Raw genomic sequence first — 21,712 nt, forward strand, 5'->3', positions numbered from 1 at the left:
GACCAGTCCAGCAAGGACCTATGCCCGGAAAGGGCCCAAACCAGACAGGTCCCGAGGTGGTTAAGCGCGACCCCTCGCGAAGAAATCCGGGTAATCTTCCATCGCCGCGGCAATGATGCGCAGCGAGGCGGCGATCTGCAGCATTTCGAGCCGATCGCTGCGTTGGGCGATGCTGGCCGCGTATTGCCTCGCCACCGCGATGGTCGCGGTCTGCGGCTCGCCCAGTTGCCGAAACAGCAATTCGCGCGCCAGGCCGCGCAGGAAATTGCCGATGGACTCGACTGTTTCGTGCGGGACGGCGGAGTTCAGTTGCGCGTGGCGCAGCCGCAGCACTTCCAGTCCGACGGTGACGGCCGCGATGCTGCCGCCGAGAATGGGATCGCCCTTGCGGCCCGTCTGCTGGACCTGCGGCATCAACTGATTGATCCGGTCATAGGCGAGGCTTTCGAAGGCCGAACGGCGGGGAATGCGCTCATGCAGGCAAAGCCGGGCCAGGTCCTCGCGCATCGCCTGCGAGATGCGCTCCACGGTGATCCAGGGATCGGCGGGCAGCACGACGATGAAGACACCGATGGCAATCAGAATGCCGACCAGGATCGAGGCCGAGCCGGCGAAGAACGGCCCGGGATCGTAGATCATCTGCTGATGCGGGCTGAGGAAGGCGAGGAAGTTGATGGCGAAGGCGGTGGCGACGCCGACATGGCGCGGATTGGCCATGCCGAGCGCCGCGGGCACCAAGATCGGCACGACGAAGAGTGTGAACCAGCCGAAGCCCGGCAGCGCCGGAAGCGCGACCTGGCCGACAAGGAAGGCAAAAGGCAGCGCGATCAGCGTGCCGGTGAAAAAACCCCAGGCGGACTGCACGGGATCCGGGCGCGATGCGAACAGGCTGGAGACGACGGCGACGAGGATGACGGTGCCGGCCGCTTCCGACCATCTGGTCGTCAGCCAGAAGATCGCCACGAGCAACGTCGCCAGCGCGGCGCGCACGGCATTGCGCCATGCGGCCTGGTAGTCGCGGTGGACAACCAGCGCCGGCTGGCCCCGCTCGCTCGATTTGCGGGAGACAGGCGAACGAAGCGCGTCAAGACCGCGCATCACCTGCTTCAGCGCCTCGGCGAAATCGCCGGCGATGGTCAGGCGGGTGATGGTGCCGACCTTGTCTTCGCCGTTATCGTTGGAGCCGGTATCGTTGGGCAGTTCGGGCATCTCCCTGGCTTTGCTCGCGATCGCGTCGAGCCTTGCCACCCATGGCCCTGTGTCATCGAGCGCGCCGGGCGTCGCCGCCAGTTCACCGACGAAGGCTTTCAATTCGCTGCGCATGGGAATGAGCGCTGCGTTCTTCGGCCTGCGGTGGCTGTGCAATGCGCGCGCCGCCGAAAGCGCCCACAGAAGCTGACCGATCGTGCGCCGCACCGGATGGGCGCGGGTGGCGAAGCTCGGCGCTTCCAGCCGCGCATAGGTGCGCATCTCGGCGAGCGTCTGGGCATCGGCGATCAGCTTGCGCTGGAGCGCGGCGAGGCTCGCCGGGTCGCCGCCGGAAAAGGCGCCGCCGGCATATTCGGCAAGGTCGAGGATGCTGCGCTTCAACCTGGAAATGATAGCGTCGGCCGCGAGCTTTGGCAGGATCAACCGGCTGGTCACGCCGGCGCAGACGATGCCGAGCACGATCTCCGCGCAACGCGCGACGGCAAGGTCGACGACAATATGCGGTTGTCCGAGGGCCGGCAGGCTGATGATCATCGCCGTGTAGCCGGCAAGCGCGGCGCCATAGGCTTCGGGGTTGCGCAACAGCGACGAGACCAGGGTGCAGACGCCGATCCAGAGCGCCAGCACGGTGACAAGCAGCCACGGGTCGGCGCCGAACAGCGATGTGATGCCGACTGCAGCGAGACCGCCGGCCAGCGTGCCGAGCAGCCGGTAGAAGCCCTTTGCCAGCACCATGCCGGCGACCGGCTGCGCGACGATGAACACCGTCATCATCGCCCATTGCGGATGATCGAGCTTCAGCGCGTAGGCGGCAAGCAGCGCGACCAGTCCGGCCGAAACCGTGCGCAGGGCAAAAACCCAGTCCGAACGGGTCGGCTGCGTCAGACCGCTTAAGGGCGTCTCGACAAGCTCTTTAAACCGCGTCCAGGTCACACCGGTTCTCCGTGCAGGAGACTGTTATGGACCGGTAGGCGATCAGATATCCAGCACGTCCGCCTCGGCGAATTCGGCGCGCTCCTGGATGAAGCGGAAGCGCGCCTCGGGTTTGGTGCCCATCAGCGCGTCGACGGCATCCTTGGTGGCCTGCTCGGCGTCGATCACGTCGACCCTCAAAAGCGTGCGCTTCCTCGGATCCATCGTGGTCTCCTTGAGCTGTGAGGCCATCATCTCGCCCAGGCCCTTGAAGCGGCCGATCTCGACCTTGCCGCGCCCGGTGAACTCGGTGCGCAGCAGTTCGTCCTTGTGCGCGTCGTCGCGGGCATAGCCGACCTTGCCGCCTTGCCGGATCGAATAGAGCGGCGGCACGGCCATGTAGAGATGGCCGCCGCGGATCAGGTTCGGCATCTCCTGATAGAAGAAGGTGATCAGCAACGAAGCGATGTGCGCGCCGTCGACGTCGGCGTCAGTCATGATGATTACGCGGTCGTAGCGCAGATCCTCGTCGCGATATTTCGAACGCGTGCCGCAGCCGAGCGCCTGGATGAGATCGGAAATCTGCTGGTTGGCAGCAAGCTTGTCGTTGCCGGCGGAGGCGACGTTGAGGATCTTGCCGCGCAGCGGCAGCACTGCCTGGCTGGCACGGTCGCGCGCCTGCTTGGCCGAGCCGCCGGCCGAGTCGCCCTCGACGATGAAGATCTCGGCGCCCGCGGCGGCGTTCTGCGTGCAGTCGGCAAGCTTTCCCGGAAGGCGCAGCTTGCGCACCGCGCTTTTGCGCGAGACTTCCTTTTCCTGCCGGCGCCGCACGCGTTCGTCGGCGCGCGCGATGACCCACTCCAGAAGCTTGGAGGCTTCCTGCGGATTGTCCGCCAGCCAGTGGTCGAACGGGTCGCGAAGGGCGTTTTCGACGATGCGCATTGCCTCGATCGTCGCCAGCCTGTCCTTGGTCTGGCCGACGAATTCCGGCTCGCGGATGAACACCGACAGCATGCCGGCGGCCGAGATCATCACGTCATCGGTGGTAATGATCGAAGCTCGCTTGTTGCCGATGAGGTCGGCGTAGGCGCGCAGCCCGCGCGTCAGCACGTTGCGGAAGCCGGCCTCATGCGTGCCGCCTTCGGGGGTCGGAATGGTGTTGCAATAGGAGTTGAGGAAACCGTCGCCGCCGAACCAGGTCACAGCCCATTCGAGCGAACCGTGGCCGCCCTGCTTGTCGCTCTTCCCGGCGAAAACCTCGCGCGTGACCTGGAATTCGTCGCCCAGCGTCGCCTTGAGATAGTCCTTGAGGCCGCCGGGGAAATGGAACTCGGCCTTTGCCGGCGTCTGATCCTTGTCCTTGATCAGCGACGGATCGCAGGTCCAGCGGATCTCGACGCCGCCGAACAGATAGGCCTTCGAGCGCGTCATGCGGTAAAGGCGCGCCGGTTCGAAGGCGGCGCCCTTGCCGAAAATCTGCTCGTCGGGATGGAAGCGGGTCTTCGTGCCGCGGCGGTTGTGGACCTCGCCGAGATGCTCCAATCCACTGACCGGGACGCCGCGCGAAAAACGCTGCCGGTAGAGCTGACGACCCCGCGCGACCTCGACCTCGAGGTGGTCGGACAGCGCATTGACGACCGAGACGCCGACGCCGTGCAAGCCGCCGGAGGTCTCGTAAACCTTGGAGTCGAACTTGCCGCCCGAATGCAGCGTGGTCATGATGACTTCGAGCGCCGGCTTCTTGAATTTCGGATGCGGATCGACCGGGATGCCGCGGCCGTTGTCGGTGACGGTCAGGAACCCGTCGGCGGAAAGCTCGACGTCGATGAAGGTGGCGTGGCCGGCCACCGCTTCGTCCATCGAATTGTCGATGACCTCGGCGAACAGGTGATGCATCGCCTTGTCGTCGGTGCCGCCGATATACATGCCAGGACGGCGCCGCACCGGCTCGAGCCCTTCCAGCACCTCGATATCGGCGGCGCTGTAGCCCTCGCTGCCGTCGCGGGTGGCGGTCGTACGCTTCGCCGCCTGCACCAGCGGATCGGCGGGCCGCGAGGGCGCGCGCACTTGCTGTGCCGGCTTTTCCATCTTGCCGAAGAGGTCGTTGTTGTCGTCCATGCGAGGCCTAGCGTCCGGTAATGCGAATCATTCGTGGATACTGCCACGCTTTTGGCGGGCGAACGAGTTCCTGTTCCGTTCAGGGATTCAAACTGTCTCTTATTCTAAAACCATTCGATAACCAAGCCGGCCGAAATAGGGCGGTTGGCGGGTCGCGGGATTCCTGATTCTTTAACATTAACGCCTAGCGTGAGGCCCAACAAAAGACCACGGGCGTCAGGGGTTCCATTGTGAGGGGCAGGGCCATAACCATGATCGGCATCGCCGCCGTTTTCGGCGCGATCTCGATCTTTGCGGCGGATTTCTGGGTCAAGAGCCAGGCGAAGGCTCAGGCCGAGGTCAAGGTCGTCGTGGCGCCGCAGCAGCCCAAGGTCGAGTTCAAGACCATCGTGGTGGCGCAAGCGCCGCTGCGCTACGGCATGGAGCTTGGACGGCCGCAACTCGCCGAGATTCCGTGGCCGCAGGATTCACTACCGCAGGGCGCTTTCCCGACAATCGACAAGCTGCTTGCGGACGGCAGCCGGGTCGTGCTGTCGCCGATCGAGGTCAACGAACCGGTGCTGCTCACCAAGCTGTCGGGACCGAACGGCCGCGCCACGCTTTCCAACATGCTGTCGGCGGGAATGCGGGCCGTCACCATCCGCACCGACGAGATCGCCGGCGTCGGCGGCTTCATCACGCCGGGAGACCGCGTCGACGTCGTGCTGACGCGCGATGCTGGGGACATCCAGGAAGTGTCCAAGAATGCTCAAGGGGCTGCCGGCTCGACCGTCACGTCCGAGATCGTTGTCTCCGATGCCAAGGTGCTCTCGGTCGGACAGGGCGCCGATGAACGCAAGACCGAGCCGCAAGTCGCCAATTCGGTGACCATCGAGGTGACCAACGACGGGGCGCAGAAGGTGGCGCTTGCCCGCACCGTCGGCACGCTGTCGTTGTCGCTGCGGTCGGCCGCCGACGCCAGCGCCAGCGAAAGCGGGCTGACGACCATCTCGTCCTTCGGCGGTTCGGTTGCCGCAAATGCGCAGGCGAGCGGCGCCTCGCTCGTCAATGCGGTGACGAAGGACCAGGACGAGCCGAAATTCAAGACGGTGATCGTGACGCGCGGCGACAAGGTCGAGGAATACAAGGTTCCTTCGCGGCAACCGCCGCAGGAACTGCAGCAATAGCCGGTGGGGACCGGCGGGGACGGGGCAAGATGTTCGGGTTTGATACATTTCGGACGACCGGGGGATGGCGTCTTCTCGGCGTGATTGCGCTGGCGGCGACAGTGCTTGCCGTCGCCGCGCCGGCAAGGGCGGGCAATGACGTCGTCTATGTCTCGGCGAACAAGAACGCCTCGATCAAGGTCGCCAAGGGCAAGCCGAAGACGATCATGACGAGCGCCGCCTTCTACCAGATCGTCATCGGCGATCCGGAGATCGCCAACGTCAACCCGCTGACCGACAAATCCTTCTATGTGCTGGGCAACAACCTGGGTACCACCGGCATTGCCCTGTTCGACCAGAACAAGCAGCTTGTCGGCACCATCGACATCGAGGTGACGCTGGATACCGACCAGTTGGCCAGCACCATCCGCGCCAGCGTGCCCGACGCCAAGATCAAGGTCGGCTCGGCAAACGGGCGCGTCGTGCTGTCGGGCGAAGCCGACGATGCGGTCGCCGCCGACAAAGCCAGCAAGATTGCGTCACGCTTTTCCGGCAATGAGGAAGTCATCAACTCGGTCAACATCTCGTCCTCGCAGCAGGTTCAGCTCAACGTCCGATTCGTCGAGATCAACCGCCAGGCCGGCCAGGACCTCGGCGCCAAATACGCCGCCAATTTCGCCTATGGCATCGGCAACCGCAAAGTCGTGCTGAATCCGGATGGAGGAAACCTGACAGCAGCGGGAACAGGCGAGATCATCGGCAGCCTGCTGTCGAACGGCGTTTCCATCGATATCGCCATCAAGGCGCTGGAGGAACGCGGCCTGGCGCGACGGCTGGCGGAGCCGAACCTGATCGCGCGTTCGGGCCAGACGGCGAGCTTCCTTGCCGGCGGCGAATTCCCGATCCCGGTTTCCGAAGACAATGGCAAGATCAGCGTCACCTACAAGAAGTACGGCGTAGGCCTCGATTTCACGCCGACGGTGCTGAAGGACGGGCTGGTCAGCCTCGACATCGCGCCGGAAGTGTCCTCGATCGACCCGTCCGCTTCCATCCAGGTCAGCAGCGGCATTTCCATTCCGGCCTTCATCGTGCGCCGCGCCAGGACATCGGTCGACCTCAAGAACGGCCAGAGTTTCATGATCGCCGGCCTCCTGCAGTCGCAGAACGACATCACGACATCGCGGGTGCCGGGGATCGGCAAGCTGCCGGTGCTCGGCCCGCTGTTTTCCTCGAAGTCCTATCAGCGGCGCGAAACCGATCTGGTGATCATCGTCACGCCCTACTTGGTCAAGCCGGTCGATCCCTCGAAGAAGATGGTCGAGCCGACCGACGGCACCCAGCCGGCAAGTCCCGCCGACTATTTCCTGAACAACACCGAGGAAGTGAACGCCTCGGCGTCAAAGCGTCCGGTGGCGCTGGCTGACGGCAGCGCCGCCCGCCCGGTGGCTGCCGCCACGTCCGGCCACTTCCTCGATCTGCCAAAGGATTAAGGCCATGCGCATCCCCGTTTGCATCGCTCTGCTGCTCGCCGGTTTCGCCGGCGGTTGCACCAGCGACGACTATGTACGCGCCGAAGGGGTGACCTTGGCGGCCGGCAACGCGCAGGCGTCCAACACCGCCATGCAGATGGTCGATCCCTGGAAGTACGGCGTCCAGAACACAAGGCTCCTGGTGCCAGCCCAGCGTCCGGGCTCCGAGAGCGCTGCCGTCGGTGCGAAGGCCGGCTCCGTGTCGTCACCGACGACATCATCAACAACATCGAATTGATGGGCTGGCGAGGATGGCATCTGGTAGCAAGACCAAGAAGATCCTGCTCGTTTCGACGGACAGGACGTTCTTGCAGGACACGCGGACGGCTTTCGCGGCCTCCGAGGTCATTGAGCTCTTGACGCTGGAAAAGAGCGTCAACGAACTGCGCGGCGAGATCCTCGAGGCGGACTTCGGCACGGTCATCGTCGACATGGATGCAGCCAAGCTCGAGGAAATCGAGTCGCTGCAGCGCGTCATGCGGCGGCTGGAAGGCAGCGTTCCGGTGGTCGTCGTCACCCAGGAATTCAACGCGGCGGCGGTACGCATCCTGGTGCAGCTCAAGGTCGCCGATTTCCTGGTCAAGCCGATCACCACGGCCGACCTCGTGCGTTCCGTCATCCGTGCGCTGCAAGGACCGGGGCGGGAAGAGAACACCGAATCGCACATCTACACGTTCATGCCGGCAGCCGGCGGTGTCGGCACCACCACGCTCGCCTTGCAGACGGCCTTCCAGCTGCATCATTCGGTGATGCGGGGCGCCTCGACCTGCGTCGTCGACCTCAATTTCCAGCAGGGCGCCTGCGCCGAATATCTCGACCTCGAACCGCGCTTCGACATCACCGAAATCGAGAACCAGCCGGAGCGCCTCGACCGGCAACTGCTCGACGTGATGCTGTCCAAGCATGCGAGCGGGCTGTGCGTGCTTGCCGCGCCGACGCGACCCTCGGACATGCGCTCGTTCAAGACCGATGTCGTGGTGCGCATGCTCGACCTCGTGGCGGCCTATTTCGACAATGTCGTCATCGACATGCCGCGCACCTGGTTCCCCTGGACCGAGACGGTGCTGCTGGGTTCCAACAAGCTCTATATCGTCGCCGAGATGACGGTGCCCTGCCTGCGCCATACGCAGCGTCTCATCCAGGCCGTGTATGAGACCGCCGGCAAGGAAGTGAAGCCCAACGTCATCGTCAACCGCTTCGAGCAGAAGATGTTCGACAACGGCATCAAGCAGGCCGACGTTCAGGAGATACTCGGCGAGCATTTCGTCGGCGGCATCTCCAACAATTACCGGCTGGTGCGCGAGGCGGTCGACCGCGGCGTACCGCTGCACGCCATCGACCCCAACGCCAATGTCGTCAACGACCTGAAGAAGATCATCCTGCCCGAGGAGGCCGTCCAGACGATCGCCAAGTCGAGGTCGCTGTTCGGCCTGGGCAAAGGCTTGCTGAAGAGGAAGGCAGGATGACCAGCCGCTTCTCCAACCTGCAGAGCCGCGACGTCCGCCCGCAGCGGGCGCCCGAACCCGCGCCGGTCACGCACAATGCAGTGATCATCCCGACGACCCGCAAACCGGCGCCGCCCAGGCCTGAGGCAGCCCCCGCAAAGAGCGCCAACAAGGTGCTGGACGCACGCGTGCGCATCCATCGCATGCTGCTCGAGGAGATCAACCTCGTGGCGCTGGAGCGGCTGCCCCGGGATGAAATGCGCCGGCAGGTGCATGATTTCGTCTCGGAAAAGACGCGCCAGGAGCGGATGGCAATCAACAATGCCGAGCTCGACGCCTTGGTCGACGACATCGTCGACGAGATGGTCGGCCTCGGCCCGCTGGAGCCGCTGCTCAAGGACCCCGAGATCAACGATATCCTGATCAATGGCCACCAGAACTGCTTCGTCGAAAAACGCGGCAAGCTGCAGCAGGTCCACATCCCGTTCAAGGATGAGGCGCATCTGCTTAGAATCATTAATAAAATCGTCGCCGCAGTCGGCCGCCGCGTCGATGAATCGCAGCCGATGGTCGACGCCCGGATGCTCGACGGCTCGCGCTTCAACGCGGCGATCCGCCCCGTCGGCGTCGACGGCCCGCTGGTGTCGATCCGCAAGTTCTCCAAGAACAAGCTCGGCCTGCACAAGCTCGTCGAATTCGGCGCCATTACCCAGAACATGGCCGAGGTGCTGGCGGCGGCGGTGCATGCCCGCAAGACCACGATCATCTCCGGCGGCACCGGCACGGGCAAGACGACGATGCTCAACGCTTTGTCGGCCTTCATTCCGGAAGACGAGCGCCTGATCACCATCGAGGACGCGGCCGAGCTGCAATTGCAGCAGCCGCATGTCGCGCGCATGGAGACGCGTCCGGCCAACATCGAGGGCCAGGGCGAATTGAAGCAGCGCGACCTGGTCAAGAACGCGCTGCGCATGCGCCCCGACCGCGTCATCCTCGGCGAATGTCGCGGCGAGGAAGCCTTCGACATGCTGCAGGCGATGAACACCGGCCATGAAGGGTCGATGGCCACCATCCATGCCAACACGCCGCGCGATGCCATCTCGCGTCTGGAACAGATGCTCGGGATGACCGGCATGCCGATGACCGTGCAGTCGATCCGCAGCCAGATTTCCAGCGCCATCGACATCATCGTCCAACTGACGCGCCTTTCCGACGGCAAACGTAAGGTGACCAGCGTCGCCGAAGTGACCGGCATGGAAGGCGACGTCATCCAGATGCAGGAGATCTTCCGCTTCGTGCGCACCGGCATGGAAGCGGACGGAAGGATCCTCGGGCACTTCGAAGCGACCGGCATCCGCCCGCGCTTCCTTGAGGATCTGCGCAACATGGGCATCGAATTCCCGGGCAAGTATTTCGAGCCCGGCCGGCCGCAGGACTAGGCCGGTGTTCGAGGGATTCAGCCCGGTCTACGTCGTCTACGCCGCGGCGGCGCTCACCGGCATCATGATCGCCGAGGGCCTTTATCTGCTCTATGCCGGGCGCAGCGACAAGCGCACGGCCATCAACCGCCGGATGAAGCTCGCCGAGAACAAGATCAGCCAGGAGCAGGTGCTGATCCAACTGCGCAAGGAACGCGGTATCGACGGCGGCACCTCCATCTTTTCCCTCGACCGCTTCCGCGCCCTGCGCACGCAGTCCGGCATAAGCACGCCGCTGCCGAAATTCCTGACGATCACATCGGGGATCGCTCTCGCCCTGGCGCTCGTGGCGATCTGGAAGGGCTTGCCGCTCCTGTTCGGCCTTATCCTGCTTCTCTTGCTGTTGCCGGTGTTGCCGGTCATGGCATTGCGCTGGATGCGCAAGCGCCGGCACAAGCGTTTCGGGATGCAACTGCCTGAGGCGCTTGAATTGATCACGCGCGGCCTGAAGGCCGGCCATCCGGTGCCGGTGGCGATCGCCATGGTGGCGCGCGAGATGGCCGATCCCATCGGCACCGAGTTCGGCGTCGTCGCCGACGAGGTGACCTACGGCTCCGATCTGGTCTCGGCGTTGAACAATCTCTTCGACCGGGTGGGCCATGAGGACCTGCCGCTGTTCGTCACGGCGGTGTCGATCCAGAGCAGTTCGGGCGGCAACCTGCGCGAAATCCTCGACGGCCTGTCGGCGACGATCCGCGACCGCGGCAAGCTGCGCCGCAAGGTGCGCGCCATTTCGACGGAAGGGCGCATGTCGGCTTACATCCTGACCGCGGTGCCGGTGCTTCTGTTCACCGCCATCATGGTGCTGATGCCGCAGTTCTACCAGGATGTCTGGGACGTGCCGAAGACCTGGTACATGCTGGGCGGCTCCATCATCTGGCTGCTGCTCGGCAACGCCATCATGTTCAAGATGTCGAATTTCAGGTTCTGAGATGGAAGACGTCATCCGCTTCCTCGCCTCGCTCGCGCCGAGCTCGCTGGTCCCGGTTGCGGTGCTGCTGCTTGTGCTGGGCGGCGGCGCCGTCGCCTGGCCGCTGGTGCTCGCCAAGGGCGATCGCGGCGAGGTCAAGCGCCGGCTGAAGGTCGAGACATTGCAGCCGGCTGAGCAGGCGGAGTCCGCGCCCAAGAAGAGCACCAATGCCGTGCGCGAGAAGGCGGTGAAGCGGGCGCAGGAGTTCTATGCCAAGAGCGACCCGGAAAATGTCGCCCGGCTGCGCATGAAACTCATCCAGGCCGGCTATATGGAGCCGCGCGCAGTCGGCATGTTCTTCCTCGTTCGCTTCGCCACCATGGTTGGGGCAGCGCTCGGCGCGTTCCTGATCAACCACTGGGCGGCCAGCGCCGAGTCAACCATGACCAGCCGCTGGACCTTCATCATCCTGTCGGGGGCCGGCGGCTATTTCCTGCCGGGCCTGGTGCTGACGCAGAAGGTGCGGGAAAAGATGCGCGAATACCGCAACGGCTTTCCCGATTTCATGGATTTGATGATCGTCTGCTCCGATGCCGGCATGAGCATGGAGGCCGGCATCGAGCGGGTCTCCAAGGAGCTAGCCAGGACCTACCCGTCGCTCAGCCAAAACCTGATCCTGGTGTCGCTGGAGCTGCGCGCCGGGCGCAGCCTCGATGATGCGCTGAAGGCGCTAGCCGACCGTCTCAGCCTCGACGAGGTTCGCTCCTTCGCGACGCTGTTGCAGCAATCGAAGGAGCTCGGCACCAGCCTGTCGGGCTCGCTGCGTGTCTTTTCCGACGAAATGCGGCACAAGCGCATGTCGCTGGCCGAGGAGAAGGCGCATGCCCTGCCGGCCAAGATGTCGGTCCCGGTGACGGTCTGTATCCTGCCGGTGGTGCTGATGATCGCTATCATTCCGATCATCGTGAAGCTGACCGCGCATTGAGTATTCAGCTGAGGCCGGTTTGCAAACGGCAGCTTCCTGCGCTCCGCCCCGGTTCTCGGAATCCGCCATTTTCGACTCGGCCTGACCTGAATCCAGGACATAGCCGTGGTTAACGCCTCCTTGGCGCGCAACCGAATTTTATCTGCATTTCGGCACCGAAGCTTAATCGCTGTCCTGTATCGTTTTTCCTGAAGAACGACCCGGCAAATCGGGCGATGGGGCAGGGGCATGCGTCAAAGACTTCCCAGGGCAGCGGCGGCGTTGGCGGCCGTCTTGATGATTACCGGCTGTACGACGAACAACAATGTCGACACGACCAAGACCACGGCGATCCAGCCGGTGGCCAAGGATGTCAGCGCCAACGACCTCATCGAAGGCAAGGCGCAGTTCCGCGAGGCGAATTTCGGTCTTGCCGAGCAGCATTTCCGCAAGGCGGTCGAACTCAAATCCGACAATGCCGAGGCCTGGATGGGGCTCGCCGCGTCCTATGACGAGCTCGGCCGCTTCGACTTCGCCGATCGCGCCTACGCGCAGCTGCTGAAGGTCGCCGGGCGCAAGCCGCAGATCGTCAACAATATGGGTTATTCGCAGCTCCTGCGCGGCAACAAGAAAAAGGCGCGCGCGCTGCTGCTCGAGGCCAAGGCCGGCATGGCCGACCAGACAGTGGTCAACGCCAATCTGGCGCTGCTCGACAAGGGCTGATTCCTCTGTGCTTCCCGTATCCCGTGTATTTGTCATGGGGGTTTCGCCTCGCCTGTCGACGCTTTGTAAACCCTGTGTCGAGGTAGCGATGGGCGTCGGCCGAAAACGATTTGCGCCGGCCCCCGCCAGCCTACACTGAAGGGAAGGGCACCGGGCAGACGCTAGAGGCAGTTCTTCAGGGATGTTGGATTTCAGTTCGCTCCTGCTCGCGGCGGCGCTGTCGGGCACATGCCTCAGCATCACCATGTTTGCGATCTGGTTCACCACGCCGCGGGCGCGCTTCGTGCTCACGGTCGCCTGCGGCATCTTCGTGCTCGTCGCCCATGTCGTCGCCTTCTGGCGCTATACCAAAGATCCCGAGCCCTGGCTGTGTCAGGTCGTGCTCGCGCTGCTGACCTTGGGTTTTCTGGTGATCTGCCTGTCGGCCATGCAGTATCTCGGCTTCCGCGACTATCGCCGCGCCATCGTGCCGGCGCTGGCCGCAATGGCTGCCTGCGCGCTGGTCACTTATCTCGGCTTCGACGGCATCGGCTTCCAGATCACCTATGCGGCCGTGACGGCGCTGCTCGCCGCGATCGGCGCGATGTTCTGGATGAAGGGGGATCATGACCGCCGGATCCTGCTCGTCGTTTCGTTCCTCAGCGGCGCTTGCGGCCTATCCTTCGCCCTGTGCGGCCTGGCGTTGCTGGCGCAAGGGCAGTGGGTGCTCGGCGCTGCGCCCGACAACTGGGCCGAGCGCTTGAACTCCGTCGTCGCGGTCGCCTGCATGACCGGCCTCGGCGCGTTGACGCTGTCGCTGCACCATCTGCAGGCGCAGATCGAACTCAAGGCCGAGACGATGACCGATCCGCTGACCGGACTGATGAACCGCAGGGCGCTCAACGAGCTTTACGGCGAGCGCAGCTTCGGTCCGTTCATGGCGATCGCCATGTTCGATCTCGACCATTTCAAGACGACCAACGACGTCTTCGGCCACCCGGTCGGCGACGAGGTCCTTTGCCGCTTCGCGGCGGTGATCAGGAAATATGGCAGGACAGGGATCGACGCGTTCCGGCTGGGCGGCGAGGAATTCGCGCTCGTCATGTCGCGCGTGACACCGGAAAAAGCGCATGACATTGCAAGCCGGATCGGCGTCGCTTTCGGCACCGAGGTCGTCGCGACCCATCGCGGGCCGCTGCGCAGCAGTGTCAGCGGCGGCATGGGTTTCGGGTCGATCGCGGGCCGTCCGCTCCATGAGGTGCTGGCGCAGGCCGACGCCGCGCTTTATGCGGCCAAGCGTGCCGGGCGCAACCGTGTCGTCGTTCAGGACGGAGCGGTCCAGCCCGATGCCGGGCCGGCCCTGAAGTCTGCCTGAGCAGACGCTACTCGGCCGCGCCGAGATATTCCGACAGCGGCGGACAGGAGCAGACCAAGTTGCGGTCGCCGGCGACGTTGTCGATGCGCGAGACCGGCGGCCAGTATTTCGCGGCCAGATCGGCGTCGCCCGCCGGATAGGCCGCCTCCAGCCGCGAATAGGGATGCTTCCACTCGCCGGCAAGCGCTTCCGCCGCGGTGTGCGGGGCGTTGACCAGCGGGTTGTCGTTGGACGGCCACTCGCCCTTCGCCACTTTCGCCGCCTCGGCGGCGATGGCGATCATCGCCTCGCAAAACCGGTCGAGCTCACGCTTGGGCTCGGACTCGGTCGGCTCGACCATCAGCGTGCCGGCAACCGGGAACGACATCGTCGGCGCATGGAAGCCGTAGTCGATCAGGCGCTTGGCGATGTCGTCGACGCTGATGCCGGCGCTCTCCTTGAGAACGCGCGTGTCGAGGATGCACTCATGGGCGATGCGGTCGCTTCTGCCTTTGTAAAGCAGCGGGTAGTGCGGCGCGAGCCGTGTCGCCACATAGTTGGCCGAAACGATCGCCGTCTCCGTCGCTTGCTTCAGGCCGGTGCCGCCCATCATGCGGATATACATCCAGGTGATCGGCAGGATGGAGGCGCTGCCGAAGGGCGCCGCCGCCACGGCATGCGCCGAGCCTTCGGTGACATGGCCCGGCAAATAGGGTTTCAGATGCGCCCTGACGCCGATCGGACCGACGCCCGGGCCGCCGCCGCCATGCGGGATGCAGAAGGTCTTGTGCAGGTTCATGTGGCAGACGTCGGCGCCGATGTCGCCGGGACGGGCGAGGCCGACCAGGGCGTTGAGGTTGGCGCCGTCGAAATAGACCTGGCCGCCATGCTCGTGGATCAGCGCGCACAGATGACGCGCGCCTTCCTCGTAGACGCCATGCGTCGAAGGGTAGGTGAACATCAGCGCCGCGAGGTCCTTGGAATGCTCATTGGCCTTGGCGCGCAGATCGTCCATGTCGATATTGCCGTCGTCCAGGCAACGCACGACGACGACGCTCATGCCGGCCATCGCGGCGCTTGCCGGATTGGTGCCATGCGCCGAAGACGGGATTAGGCAGATGGTGCGGTGGCCTTCGCCGCGCGCGCGGTGATAGGCGCGAATGGCGAGCAGGCCGGCATATTCGCCTTGGCTGCCGGCATTGGGCTGCAGGCTGACGGCGTCGAAGCCGGTGATTTCCGACAGCCATGCCTCCAGGTCGGCGGCCATTTTGCGATAGCCCGCCGAATGGCCGGCCGGCGCAAAGGGATGCAGATTGGCGACGCTCGGCCAGCTCACCGGCATCATCTCGGCGGCGGCGTTGAGCTTCATGGTGCAGGAGCCGAGCGGGATCATCGTGCGGTCGAGCGCCAGGTCCTTGTCGGCCAGACGGCGCAGGAAGCGCATCATCTCGGTTTCGGAATGATTGTCGTGGAAGACCGGCTGGGTGAGGAATTCCTTGCCGCGCGGCTTGCCCGGCATGGAGCTGCCTTCAGCCGCGCCGGGCTTGGCGCCAAACAGGGCAGCGATCGCCTCGAGATCGGCTTCCGTCGAGGTCTCGTCGAAGGCGATGCTGACATGGTCGGCATCGATGACGCGCAACAGCCGGCCGGTCTTCTCGGCGGCTTGCGCGATCGAAGCGGCCTTGCCCTTCACCTCGGCCGTGACCGTATCGAAGCGCCTCGCGCCGAGCACCGAAACACCGGTTGCTTTGAGGCCCGAGGCGAGGCGGCCGGCCAACGCGTGGATCTGCCCGGCAATTGCCTGCAGGCCGGCGGGGCCGTGCCAGATCGCATAGGCGGTGGCCATGTTGGCCAGCAGCGCCTGTGCGGTGCAGATGTTGGAGGTGGCCTTGTCGCGGCGGATATGCTGCTCGCGCGTCTGCAGCGCCAGCCGGTAGCCCGGGCGGCCCTTGGTGTCGGTCGACTGGCCGACGAGGCGGCCTGGCATCAGGCGGGTCAGCTTGTCGGAGACGGCGCAATAGGCGGCGTGCGGGCCGCCGAAGCCCATCGGCACGCCGAAGCGCTGCATCGGACCGACGGCGATGTCGGCGCCGAGCTTCGCCGGCGCATCCGTCAGCGTCAGCGCCAGCGGATCGGCGATGAAGACGACCAGCGCGCCGACGGCGCGGGCCTTCTCGATCGCCGCTTTGTGGTCGCCATAGACGCCGAACGTGTCCGGCCAGGAGACGAGCAGGGCGGCGGTGTTGTCGTCGATCGTCTCGCCGTCGACCTCGATGTCGAGCGGCTCGGCGCGGGTGCGCACGACATCCAGCGTCTGCGGATGCGGCGTGCCGGCAAGCGCCACCTTGTTGCGCTTGTCGCGGTGGTGGCGCAGCGCAATGCCGACGGCTTCGGCGACGGCGGTCGCCTCATCGAGCAGCGAGGCCGACGCCACCGGCAGGCCGGTAAGCTCGGCGACCAGGGTCTGGAAGTTGAACAGCATCTCCAGCCGGCCCTGGCTGATCTCGGCCTGGTATGGGGTGTAGGCCGTGTACCAGGCCGGGTTCTCGAACAGGTTGCGCTGGATGACCGGCGGCACGAAGACGCCGTGATAGCCGGCGCCGATGAAGCTCTTCAGCACCGTGTTCTTCGCCATGATCGCCGACAATTCGGCCAGCGCTTCGGCTTCGCTCGCCGGAGCGGGCAGATTGAGCGGCAGGTCGAGGCGGATCGATCGCGGCACGGCTTGGCTGATCAACGTTTCGACGGATGGAACGCCGATGACGGCGAGCATCGCCCTGACGTCGTTGACGCCTGGGCCGATGTGGCGGGCCGAGAAGGGAATAGGTGCTGCGGTCATTTCCAAGATCCTGATATCAGCCAATATGGGCTTTGTAGGCGGCTTCATCCATGAGGCTGTCGAGCTGGCTTTCGTTGGCCAGCCTCATCTTCCAGAGCCAGCCGTCGCCGGTCGCGGCCGAATTGACCAGCGAGGGGTCGGCCGACAGGGAGGCGTTGGCTTCGGTGATCTCGCCGTCGACCGGCGCGTAGACGTCCGAGGCCGCCTTGACGGATTCGACCACGACGGCGGTGTCGCCCTTGGCGAGCTTGCGGCCGATTTCCGGCAGCTCGACGAAAACGAGATCGCCGAGCTGTTCCTGCGCATAATCGGTGATGCCGACCGTAGCGACGCCGCCGTCGACGCGCAGCCACTCATGGTCTTCCGTGAAATAGGTCTTTGCCATCTGGAAATCATCCTTTGCGGTAGCGATGTGGGGTGAAGGGCAGGGGCGTGACGTCCACTGGAATTTTCGTCCCGCGGACATCGGCGAAGAGCTTCGTGCCGGCCTTGGCAAGCGCGGCGTTGACATAGCCCATGGCGACCGGGTGACCCGCCGATGGGCCGAAGCCGCCCGAAGCGACATGACCGGCCGGATGGCCGTCGGCGTCGATCAATGCGGCGCCCGCGCGCACCGGCTGGCGTCCATCGGGCCTCAGGCCGACGCGCTTCTGCGACGGCCCGCGCTCGATGATCGAGCGCAGCGCGTCGGCGCCGATGAAATTGCCGGAAGCGCGAACTTCCTTGGGAATTGCCCACATCAATCCCGCGCTTGCCGGGTCTATCTCGGGCGTCAGGTCCTGGCCGTGCAGGCAAAGCCCGGCCTCGAGCCGCAGGCTGTCGCGGGCGGCAAGGCCGATCCACTGCACGCGCTCGTCTCCCAGCAGCCTGGCGACCAGATCCCGCGCATCCGCTTCTGGCAGGCCGATCTCGAAACCGTCCTCGCCGGTATAGCCGGAGCGGCTCATGAACCAGTTTTGCCGGGGCTCGACCCCATGCATGAAAAGCAGCGAGCCGGTCTCGATGCCGGCCCGCGCCAAAGCTGCCCAGGCGTCCGGCCCCTGGATCGCCAGGAAGACGCGGTCGAGCGGATCGACCCTGGCCTCGAAACCGGCAGCAAGCGCGCGCAGATGCTTTTCGTCCTCCACCGCGTTGCCGGCATTGGCCACCACCATGAACCGGTCATCGCCTAGGCGAGTCACGATGAGGTCGTCGATGATGCCGGCAGCCTCGTTGAGGAAGAAGGTGTATTTGGACTGCGAGATTTCCAGCGCGCCGGCATCGAGCGGACAGGCGCGGTTCAACAAAGCGATGGCCCCCGGACCGGAGACCTCGAACAGCTTCATATGCGAGATGTCGAACAGGCCGGCATGCTCGCGCGTGTGAAGATGCTCCTTCATCACGCCGGGTGGGTAGGTGAGCGGCATCGACCAGCCGGCGAAGGCGCCGAAACGCGCGCCCGCGGCCTGATGCAAATCCTCAAGGGGGAGGTGTCTGGTGTCTTGGCCTGTCATGTCTTCTCCAGAGTCGCACGGCGATCGACCGCCATTGGCGGCCTAGTCGTGCCCCTCTGTCTGAAGCCTGAGAGACTCGCGCCCCGTAACTCTGTCGGCAGCGCTTACACCTTCGGCGCGGGAAGATTCCCGACTTTCCAGAGTTGTCTTTCCCGTGCACGGTTCTTTTGCCTGAGAGATTTCGGGCGATTTCCCCTTCGGCGACAGCTTGCGCTGCTCTCTCCCGCAAACAGGTAGGACTCAGTCGCCTAAGTCCTCGACGTGTCATCCATAGCCCGTCGGCGACACCTTGTCACCTCCCAGCGACATTTTAAGCGCGCCCTGCTTTTCAGCGACATGGATTGGCCGACAAGGCTTCGCTAACCACGCCGTTTGCCGGTTTCTCAAGATAATGCTGATAAAGCTTGGCGGGGTAACGCACTCAGTTCGCCGGCAACGGGCGACGGGCAGGGACGGCAAATGGGCGAATTGATCATGAGCGCTCCGGTGGCGGGGCTGACCTCGAAGAACAAGATCACGGCCGAAGACGTGACGATGCTGCGGCGCGAGGTCTTCGCCGACGGCGTGGTGAGTCGCGGCGAGGCGGAGGCGCTGTTCGCGCTCGACCAGACGGCGCGCGACAAGTGCGGCGAATGGGCGCCGTTCTTCGTCGAGGCGGTGACCGACTACATCGTCCACCAGGAAAAGCCGGAAGGCTATATCTCCGAGCAGAATGCCGACTGGCTTGTCCGCACCGTCTCGCGCGACGGCATAGTTGACGGCCGCACCGAGCTTGAACTGCTGGTGCATGTGCTGGAGGAAGCGAGGTCCTCCCCCAGCGAGCTCTCGGCCTATGCGCTGGAACAGGTCGCGCATGCGGTGATCGACGGCAAGGGTCCGCTGATGCATGGCGGCAGCCTGATTCCCGGCCATATCGCCAAGGCCGAGGTCGATCTGCTGCGGCGCATCCTCTATGCCTATGGCGGCGACGGCAACATCGCCATCAGCAAGGCCGAGGCGGAGGTCCTGTTCAGGATCAACGACCGGACCGCGGCAGCTGACAACGATCCGTCCTGGAGCGACCTCTTCGTCAAGGCGATCGCCAACTACGTCATGTGCTCGACCGGCTACGAGCCGCCGACGCGGGATGTGGCGCTGCGCCACGAAAACTTCCTCGACGAGGCAGCGCCGACGCTTGGCGGCTTCTTCAGCCGGATGGTCTCGGGTGGTTTCGCGGCGATCCTCGAAGCCTATCATTCGTCCGGCGATATCGAGGCCGAATGGGAAGCCAGGAACCGGGCCGCCGAAGCGCGTGCTCGCCGCGCCGAGACGATCGACGCCAGCGAGGCCGAATGGCTTGCCGAGCGTGTCGGCGGCGGCCGGCGGCCGCTGCGCGACAACGAGCGCGCGCTGCTGACGCTGATCAAGCACGCGGCGCCGGAAATCCATCCGACGCTGAAACCGCTGCTTGAGAAAGTGGCTTAGGCGTTTCCTGCAATCGTCTTGCAAAGAATGATGTTGGAATGGCCTTCGGGCCAGCCGGTCATTTCGGCCATGCGCTCGAAACCGGCCTTTTCGTAAAGGCCCGGCGCCTGGAAGTCATGGGTCGAAACCCATATCCGCAGCGAGCCGCGAGCGGCGGCTTCCGCGACGAAGGCATCGAGCAGCTTCCTGCCGAGGCCAAGGCCTCGATAGGCTTCGTCGACCCACATCAGCGTGAGCTCGGCAATGCCCGCCCAGGAATAGCCGGCGGCCGCCCCGACGGCGCGGCCTTGCTCATCCCGCAGCGCAAAGACGAGAGCACGGTCGTCGCCACGACCGGTCAGCCGCCGGTTGTCGTTGTCGAGACGCTCCTCGATGACACCAAGCTCGGCGGCCGCTAGATCGTGCTCGGCCTGCAGGCGAGGGCCGTCAAATCCCGCCATACCAGTCGTAACCATTGTCCTCCCAGTAGCCGCCGCGGCCGCCGCCGACATTGGCAAAACTGTCGACCAGCTCGATCTTGTAGATGTATTTCGGCATCTTGTAGCCGAGCTGGCGCTCGACCCGCACGCGCAGCGGCGCGCCGTTCTCGACCGGCAGGGGCTTGCCGTTCAGGCCGTAGGCAAGAATCGTCTGCGGGTGGCGGGCGTCGATCAGGTCGATGGTGCCGTAATATTTGATGCCGCCGGACAGGCTTTGCTCGATCGTGTCGAGGCAGTGGAACATGACATAGCGGGCCTGCGGCTTGACCACGGCCTGGTCCAGCACCAGCGACAGCGGCGTGCCGGTCCATTTGGCGATGCAACTCCAGCCTTCGACACAGTCGTGGCGGGTGATCTGCGTGCGGCTCGGCATGTTCTGAAGCTGCTCGCGGGTCAGCGAAAGCGGCTTCTCTACGAGGCCTGAAACCTCGAGGCGCCAGTCGACGAAATTGTTGGCGAGCAGGCCCTTGTAGGTGTCGTCGTCCGGCGCGGTAACGCCGTTCGGCCGTTGCGGCTGGCGGATATCGGCCTCGGTGAATTCCGGCGCCAGCGCGTCCCGGCCGGCAAGCAGGCGCTGCGCGCGCCAGGTCAGACTATTGGCGTTTTCGAGGAAGCTGCGCAGTCCGCCGCCGATGCCGAGGCCGCTGTCGAACACATCGCAGCCGGACAGCGCGATGCCGGACAGGCCGAGGCTGGCGGAGGTGAGGAATTTGCGGCGGCTGATCTGGAATTTTGCCATGTCAGGCGCTCCTCTCGGTCGGCTCAACGTGCTTCGCAGGCGGGTCGGTGCGGTACCAGCCGGTGATGATCGAACGCAGCTCGTTGATCGGGCCGGCGGCGAGGATCATCAGGATGTGGACGATGAAGAAAAGCACGAGCAGCACCATGGCGGTGAAGTGGATGGTGCGCGCCGTCTGCCTGCCGCCGAGGATTTCGTTGAGCCAGGGCAGCACCGAATTCATGCTCGGCGACATTGCGAGGCCTGTGACGATCATCAGCGGCAAAAGCACGAAGAGCACGCCGCCATAGGCCATTTTCTGCAGCGTATTGTATTCGCGCGTGTGGTGGAACTTCAGCTTCGCATGATCGACGATGTCGCGCGGCAGCTTGCGCAGGTCTGCCACGCGAGGGGCAAGATCGCGGGGGATATGGCCGTTGACCAGGCTGGCGATCAGCCAGATGAGCAGGGTGGTGGTCAGGATCCAGGCGAAGAAGAAATGCACGACACGGGCGGTGCCGAGATCGTAATAGGAGGGAATTGTCGCCCAGGCCGGGAAGGCGCGGGGCGTCTCTTGTCCCGGGGGGCCCGACCAGCCGAGCACGCCGGTTGTGTCGAAGCGATGGCCGAAGATTTCAGTGAAGCCGCGCGGACCGTTGGCGGTGTTCTCGGCGCCGATCTGGAGGATCGTGTTGTTGAACTCGAAGCCGGACTGTTTGCCGACATAGAGCTGCGGCCGCGCGTTGAAGATCTGCAGGCCGGAAAGCAGCATGAAGAACAGCGAGAAAGCCCAGACCCAGTGGGTCAACCGCGTCCAGCGCGATTGCCGGTAGATGAGGGTCGTGTCCTTGCCGTCCGCCTCGACGGCGGAATGGTTGTTGGCAACAGTGTCCATCTTGCCTCCGGCCGCCTCAAGCAAGCGGCTTCTCAGGTCATTGTCTCCCCCTCAATAC

At 64.7% G+C, this 21,712-nt stretch carries 18 protein-coding genes and 1 riboswitch; of the genes, 10 read left to right on the top strand and 8 right to left on the bottom strand.

Features of this window, described 5'->3' with window-relative positions; translation table 11 throughout:
• Positions 1-60 precede the first annotated feature (60 nt).
• Together LB525_RS04730 and parE are read right to left on the bottom strand one after the other, a co-directional pair.
• Entirely contained in the window at positions 61-2,142 is a 2,082-nt protein-coding gene (locus tag LB525_RS04730; protein ID WP_224525369.1) for an FUSC family protein, read from the bottom strand.
• A 42-nt stretch (positions 2,143-2,184) separates the two neighbouring features.
• On the bottom strand, positions 2,185-4,239 hold the full coding sequence (gene parE / locus LB525_RS04735) for a DNA topoisomerase IV subunit B (RefSeq protein ID WP_224525371.1): 2,055 nt from the start codon (positions 4,237-4,239) through the stop codon (positions 2,185-2,187).
• 251 nt (positions 4,240-4,490) lie between these two features.
• Between parE and cpaB the strand changes: the two genes are divergently transcribed.
• From cpaB to LB525_RS04780, 9 genes are all read left to right on the top strand, one after another.
• Positions 4,491-5,405, top strand: a complete 915-nt coding sequence (gene cpaB / locus LB525_RS04740) for a Flp pilus assembly protein CpaB (protein WP_224543713.1) — start codon at positions 4,491-4,493, stop codon at positions 5,403-5,405.
• A 29-nt stretch (positions 5,406-5,434) separates the two neighbouring features.
• On the top strand, positions 5,435-6,874 hold the full coding sequence (locus tag LB525_RS04745) for a type II and III secretion system protein family protein (protein WP_224525373.1): 1,440 nt from the start codon (positions 5,435-5,437) through the stop codon (positions 6,872-6,874).
• A gap of 4 nt (positions 6,875-6,878) precedes the next feature.
• Positions 6,879-7,151, top strand: a complete 273-nt coding sequence (locus LB525_RS04750; RefSeq protein WP_140690575.1) for a hypothetical protein — start codon at positions 6,879-6,881, stop codon at positions 7,149-7,151.
• Between the two features lie 13 nt (positions 7,152-7,164).
• Entirely contained in the window at positions 7,165-8,379 is a 1,215-nt protein-coding gene (locus LB525_RS04755) for a CpaE family protein (RefSeq protein ID WP_095765078.1), read from the top strand.
• On the top strand, positions 8,376-9,797 hold the full coding sequence (locus tag LB525_RS04760; RefSeq protein ID WP_224543716.1) for a CpaF family protein: 1,422 nt from the start codon (positions 8,376-8,378) through the stop codon (positions 9,795-9,797). The genes LB525_RS04755 and LB525_RS04760 overlap by 4 nt, the downstream gene beginning before the upstream one ends.
• Before the next feature lie 4 nt (positions 9,798-9,801).
• Positions 9,802-10,767 carry a type II secretion system F family protein gene (locus LB525_RS04765; protein ID WP_224543718.1) on the top strand — a complete coding sequence of 322 codons (966 nt, stop codon included), beginning with the start codon at positions 9,802-9,804 and terminating at the stop codon, positions 10,765-10,767.
• Position 10,768: 1 nt separating this feature from the next.
• Complete coding sequence (locus tag LB525_RS04770) at positions 10,769-11,731, top strand: type II secretion system F family protein (RefSeq protein ID WP_224543720.1); 963 nt, start codon at positions 10,769-10,771, stop codon at positions 11,729-11,731.
• A gap of 228 nt (positions 11,732-11,959) precedes the next feature.
• Positions 11,960-12,433: a tetratricopeptide repeat protein gene (locus tag LB525_RS04775; protein WP_224543722.1), complete on the top strand. Its 474-nt coding sequence runs from the start codon at positions 11,960-11,962 to the stop codon at positions 12,431-12,433.
• A gap of 181 nt (positions 12,434-12,614) precedes the next feature.
• Positions 12,615-13,787 carry a GGDEF domain-containing protein gene (locus LB525_RS04780; protein WP_224543724.1) on the top strand — a complete coding sequence of 391 codons (1,173 nt, stop codon included), beginning with the start codon at positions 12,615-12,617 and terminating at the stop codon, positions 13,785-13,787.
• Between the two features lie 7 nt (positions 13,788-13,794).
• Here the strand turns inward: LB525_RS04780 and gcvP are convergent, their stop codons facing one another.
• Genes gcvP through gcvT form a run of 3 tightly spaced genes read right to left on the bottom strand, consistent with a single transcriptional unit; the run spans position 13,795 to position 18,098 of the window.
• A complete protein-coding gene (gene gcvP / locus LB525_RS04785) occupies positions 13,795-16,605 on the bottom strand; it encodes an aminomethyl-transferring glycine dehydrogenase (protein ID WP_224543727.1) in 2,811 nt (936 codons plus the stop codon).
• Between the two features lie 16 nt (positions 16,606-16,621).
• Complete coding sequence (gcvH, locus tag LB525_RS04790) at positions 16,622-16,990, bottom strand: glycine cleavage system protein GcvH (RefSeq protein ID WP_095765085.1); 369 nt, start codon at positions 16,988-16,990, stop codon at positions 16,622-16,624.
• Between the two features lie 7 nt (positions 16,991-16,997).
• Positions 16,998-18,098, bottom strand: coding sequence for a glycine cleavage system aminomethyltransferase GcvT (gcvT, locus tag LB525_RS04795; protein WP_224543729.1), 1,101 nt, complete (start codon positions 18,096-18,098; stop codon positions 16,998-17,000).
• A 149-nt stretch (positions 18,099-18,247) separates the two neighbouring features.
• Positions 18,248-18,334, bottom strand: a riboswitch (glycine riboswitch).
• 223 nt (positions 18,335-18,557) lie between these two features.
• Between gcvT and LB525_RS04800 the strand changes: the two genes are divergently transcribed.
• A complete protein-coding gene (locus tag LB525_RS04800) occupies positions 18,558-19,562 on the top strand; it encodes a hypothetical protein (protein ID WP_224543730.1) in 1,005 nt (334 codons plus the stop codon).
• On the opposite strand, the gene LB525_RS04805 is transcribed toward LB525_RS04800, so the two are convergent.
• Genes LB525_RS04805 through LB525_RS04815 form a run of 3 tightly spaced genes read right to left on the bottom strand, consistent with a single transcriptional unit; the run spans position 19,559 to position 21,654 of the window.
• The gene (locus LB525_RS04805) at positions 19,559-20,002 is read right to left on the bottom strand and encodes a GNAT family N-acetyltransferase (protein WP_224543732.1); all 444 of its coding nucleotides are present in this window, start codon (positions 20,000-20,002) and stop codon (positions 19,559-19,561) included. The two genes, LB525_RS04800 and LB525_RS04805, sit on opposite strands and share 4 nt — an antisense overlap.
• Entirely contained in the window at positions 19,989-20,780 is a 792-nt protein-coding gene (locus LB525_RS04810) for a molybdopterin-binding protein (protein ID WP_224543733.1), read from the bottom strand. The genes LB525_RS04805 and LB525_RS04810 overlap by 14 nt, the downstream gene beginning before the upstream one ends.
• A gap of 1 nt (position 20,781) precedes the next feature.
• The gene (locus LB525_RS04815; protein ID WP_224543735.1) at positions 20,782-21,654 is read right to left on the bottom strand and encodes a cytochrome b/b6 domain-containing protein; all 873 of its coding nucleotides are present in this window, start codon (positions 21,652-21,654) and stop codon (positions 20,782-20,784) included.
• Positions 21,655-21,712 lie beyond the last annotated feature (58 nt).

Origin of the sequence: Mesorhizobium sp. CA16 (assembly GCF_020165175.1) — a bacterium.
Taxonomy (GTDB): Bacteria; Pseudomonadota; Alphaproteobacteria; order Rhizobiales; family Rhizobiaceae; genus Mesorhizobium.